The 3,802-nt window shown below is 38.8% G+C and carries 5 protein-coding genes; 2 read left to right on the forward strand and 3 right to left on the reverse strand.

Features of this window, described 5'->3' with window-relative positions; all coding sequences use genetic code 11:
- Positions 1 to 259 precede the first annotated feature (259 nt).
- Complete coding sequence (gene rodA, locus Sarmat_RS06130; protein WP_202149891.1) at positions 260 to 1,372, reverse strand: rod shape-determining protein RodA; 1,113 nt, start codon at positions 1,370 to 1,372, stop codon at positions 260 to 262.
- A gap of 67 nt (positions 1,373 to 1,439) precedes the next feature.
- Between rodA and Sarmat_RS06135 the strand changes: the two genes are divergently transcribed.
- A complete protein-coding gene (locus tag Sarmat_RS06135; RefSeq protein WP_202149892.1) occupies positions 1,440 to 3,044 on the forward strand; it encodes a cysteine--tRNA ligase in 1,605 nt (534 codons plus the stop codon).
- A 32-nt stretch (positions 3,045 to 3,076) separates the two neighbouring features.
- Here Sarmat_RS06135 and Sarmat_RS06140 read toward each other — a convergent pair whose 3' ends face one another.
- Positions 3,077 to 3,316, reverse strand: coding sequence for an IS3 family transposase (locus Sarmat_RS06140; protein ID WP_202149893.1), 240 nt, complete (start codon positions 3,314 to 3,316; stop codon positions 3,077 to 3,079).
- A gap of 105 nt (positions 3,317 to 3,421) precedes the next feature.
- On the opposite strand from Sarmat_RS06140, the gene Sarmat_RS07180 reads away from it, so the two are divergent.
- On the forward strand, positions 3,422 to 3,547 hold the full coding sequence (locus Sarmat_RS07180; RefSeq protein WP_279611775.1) for a hypothetical protein: 126 nt from the start codon (positions 3,422 to 3,424) through the stop codon (positions 3,545 to 3,547).
- A gap of 62 nt (positions 3,548 to 3,609) precedes the next feature.
- Here Sarmat_RS07180 and Sarmat_RS06145 read toward each other — a convergent pair.
- Positions 3,610 to 3,802 (reverse strand): transposase family protein (locus tag Sarmat_RS06145; protein ID WP_341826613.1); only part of this gene is annotated, 193 nt, incomplete at its 5' end.

Consider the following 3,802-nt stretch of genomic DNA (forward strand, 5'->3'; position numbering starts at 1 on the left):
GCCTACGACTCTTTTATCCCAGATTTTTTCTAGCTTCTTTATTATTATTTCAAACTTTTCTAGCTCCATGCCAAATAATCTTAAAAAAACTCTTGGATGTTTAGCAATTTTACTGTATCTTATCATTGTGTGTAGTCTCTTGTTGGTTAAAAATTAAGTTCTATACACGCTTTATAAAAAATATCAACCCCTCCCTGTAAGTAATTTCCAATTCTATATACTTACGCAAGAGGTCTAATGTCGATACTGCCTAGATATACTAAAACCCTACCTCTATCCTACACCCCTCATGCACAACACTATTTAATATTAATCCCATACCCAAAAAAGCAGATGCAAGAATAGTGCCACCATAAGAAACAAATGGCAAAGGTATACCAACTACCGGCAGCAATCCCGTTACCATTCCAATATTAATAATAAAGTGTATAAAAAGCATACTTACCACCCCCACAACATTCATTTTTGCAAAGACTGCATGGCAATGCATAGCAATCCATAAAGATAAAACACAAAGCAGCATGTATAATACAATTAAAACTACGCACCCTATAAAGCCAAATTCTTCGGAAAGTCCAGCAAATGCAAAGTCTGTCTCATGTTCCGGCAGGAAGTTTAGGTGCGTTTGCGTTCCCTTACCGAACCCCTTGCCAAACAAACCTCCAGAACCAATACTAATTTTAGATTGCAAAATGTTATATCCCGCACCTAACGGGTCGAGTTCTGGGTTTAAAAACACCAATACTCTTTTCTTCTGATAATCATGCATCATACTCCATGCTATTGGTGAAGCGCAAATACACAACAATGCTGCCCATAAGAATATCTTAGCAGCAAGCCCAGCAGCAAAAAAAATCGCTATCACGACACCTAGCGCAAGCAGTCCCGTACCTAAGTCTGGCTGCTTTATAATCAATGCAATGGGCGCTAACACTATAACTGATAAAAGACATAATGTCTTTAAATCACTAATCTGCTCCTCTTTACATTTATGAAAAAAACGTGAAAGCATTAAGATAAGCGCAAACTTAAACAACTCAGCTGGCTGGAGTTTAAATACACCTAAATTAATCCATCGTTTAGCGCCCATTGCGCTTACTCCAACAAACTCCACTCCCAATAACAACAAAACAGCAAGCGCATACAAATAGTAAGCACAACGATAGATTATTTGAATATCGAGCAAAGCCACAAAAATCATCACTACAAACAATACAACAGTTCTAACAGCCTGAGTATAGGCCAAACCATCATCTTGTCCAAAAGAGATGGAGTATAGCGCCATCACTCCATATCCTGAAAGCAACGCTATTACCAAGATAATACTAATAGGTATTTTTTTTATTTTATTTACAATTCCCTGTTTATACATTACAATTCCTAAGCAAAATCTGTCGATAATTCTTTACTTTATTACTCTATTTATTACTTATTAATTTATGTCTCTTTCATTCTACAATAGCCTAAGTAAGCAAAAAGAAGTTTTCACTCCCATTAATCAGGAAAAAATTACTATGTATGTGTGCGGTCCTACAGTATACGACCACATACACATTGGCAATGCAAGATCAGCTGTAGTATACGACTTACTCTATAGACTACTACGTTATATCTATCCAAACGTATTATATGTGCGCAACATCACAGATGTTGATGACAAAATTATAATGCGCGCCCAAGAGCTCAACATCTCTATTCAAGAACTCACCTCAACCACTACAGAAGCCTTCCTTGTAAACATGGAGTATCTGAACTGTCTAGAGCCTACCGTTCAGCCAAAAGCAACGGAGCATATCTCAGATATGATACACATCATACAACGCTTGCTGCAAAATGGCCATGCCTATTGTGCGGGTAATGATGTGTATTTCTCCGTGAGTAGTTTTAAAGATTATACGAGTCTTTCAGGCAGAAGTTTAACGCAAATGCTAACTAATACTAGATGCGAGCAAGAGCAAAACAAGAAGCATCAAGCAGACTTTGTTTTATGGAAGGGTTGCGCTAAACCTGGCGCACAACGCGCTCAAGCGGGGGTAATGCATGAGCCATACCACGCGCAGAACGACCAATATACTGAACCGCCCAAGGATTTGCGCGTAGAAGAGGCGGCGCAGTTTTTGTCAGAACTAGAGCCGCGTCACTATTCTACTGAAGAATCGGCAAGCTTCGAAAGCCCATGGGGCTTAGGTAGGCCTGGCTGGCACATAGAGTGCTCGGCTATGTCTTATAAATATTTAGGTCATAGCTTTGATATTCACGGTGGAGGGGTGGACCTCATCTTTCCACATCACACAAATGAAATTGCCCAAAGCAAATGCGCTTTCAAAGATGCGAGCTTTGCAAGATATTGGATACATAACGGATTTGTGATGGTGAATGGAGAAAAAATGAGCAAATCTTTAAATAACTTCATCACTGTTAAAGATCTGCGTGACCAAGGCGCGTGTGGCAATGTGCTGAGACTAGCGTTACTAGCAACTCACTATCATAAACCCATGAACTTTAATAAAAAACTCCTAGAGGACGCCAAAAAAACTCTAGACTACTGCTATAAAGCTCTTAGCATAACAGATGTGCGCGATGGTAACGATACTTGCATACCAAATCCTCAAAACTACCTCTTACCTCCAGAGGTAATGCAGAGCTTAAGTGATGACCTAAACACACCTCAAACCATTACCCATATGTATAGCTATGCTAAGAAAATGCGGAGCGCTAAAAACGGGCAAGAGCAAGAAAAATATGCTCAATATCTATTGTCTACAATGCAGATCTTAGGGTTAACAATTTATTCGCCCCTTAGTGATGCCAATGCCCACGCCAATGCAAAACGCCAACCACACCTAGCTCTGGTTGGCAAAGGCGCGAGTGATGAGCGTTGCAAGTGGATGTGCAAAGTGTATGCAATGGTTATTGCTCGCAAATTTGCAAAGCTACGGAAAAATTGGGCAGAGGCAGATGATATTAGACAGCAATTGTTAGTGGAGGGTGTAATTTTGACTGACGATGTTAATGGCAAAACTCACATATCTTTTAATTTTTAAAGCTTTTATTTTTTAAGCCATAACTTTCGCGGCTAATTCTTACCTCCCTTACTGTTTAGCCCCAGTAAGAAATGGTTAGGATTAAGTATAAAATATTCAGGATGAATTGTCCACTGATTTAAAATAAATTGCCAAGGAGTTTTACCTTTGATAGCTTTAAGTCGTTTAGCGAAGTTATAAGCCATCAAATAAGCATGCAGATGCTGTTTCAGCTCATCATGAGATGCATAATGGAAATTGTTTGCAGTTGCTTCTTTGAGCGTTCTGTTCATTCGCTCTACCTACCCATTAGTCCAAGGACGCTTGATCTTAGTCTTTTTATGCTCTATCTGATGCTCATTGCAAACACGCTCAAATATATGAGTAAAAGTATTTTTATGATGATCGTGATTGGTGAATTAGACCTCTTTCGAAACTCACTCATGATGAGCAAATGCGAGGAGCATACGAAGCACAGAGCCGCAGCGTACATGAAGTACGTGAGGACTAGACCTCTTGCGTAAGTATTTAATTAACAATTAGCCAATGCGAGGGGTGAAGAAGGTTGTTCGTGATTATTTTAGCATCAAGCGGCAAGTAATTTATTAACGAAATCATTTTTGAAATTAACAATTCCAGCAACAATATTAAACTTTAGATTATAACCCCTACGCTTATTGCGATATCTATGAGATAAAATACGAAAATTCTTTAGCTCTGCAATAATATTCTCAACCTTGATCCGCCTCTTAGATACAATATGGTTGTATTTCTTTTGC

The organism is Candidatus Sarmatiella mevalonica (assembly GCF_016751895.1).
Lineage (GTDB): Bacteria > Pseudomonadota > Alphaproteobacteria > Rickettsiales > Rickettsiaceae > Sarmatiella > Sarmatiella mevalonica.

Bases quoted from the DNA above. Each gene is read 5' to 3' on its own strand.
- rodA (WP_202149891.1), bottom strand. From the start codon at position 1,372: ATGTATAAACAGGGAATTGTAAATAAAATAAAAAAAATACCTATTAGT.
- Sarmat_RS06135 (WP_202149892.1), top strand. From the start codon at position 1,440: ATGTCTCTTTCATTCTACAATAGCCTAAGTAAGCAAAAAGAAGTTTTC.
- Sarmat_RS06140 (WP_202149893.1), bottom strand. From the start codon at position 3,316: ATGAACAGAACGCTCAAAGAAGCAACTGCAAACAATTTCCATTATGCA.
- Sarmat_RS07180 (WP_279611775.1), top strand. From the start codon at position 3,422: ATGATGATCGTGATTGGTGAATTAGACCTCTTTCGAAACTCACTCATG.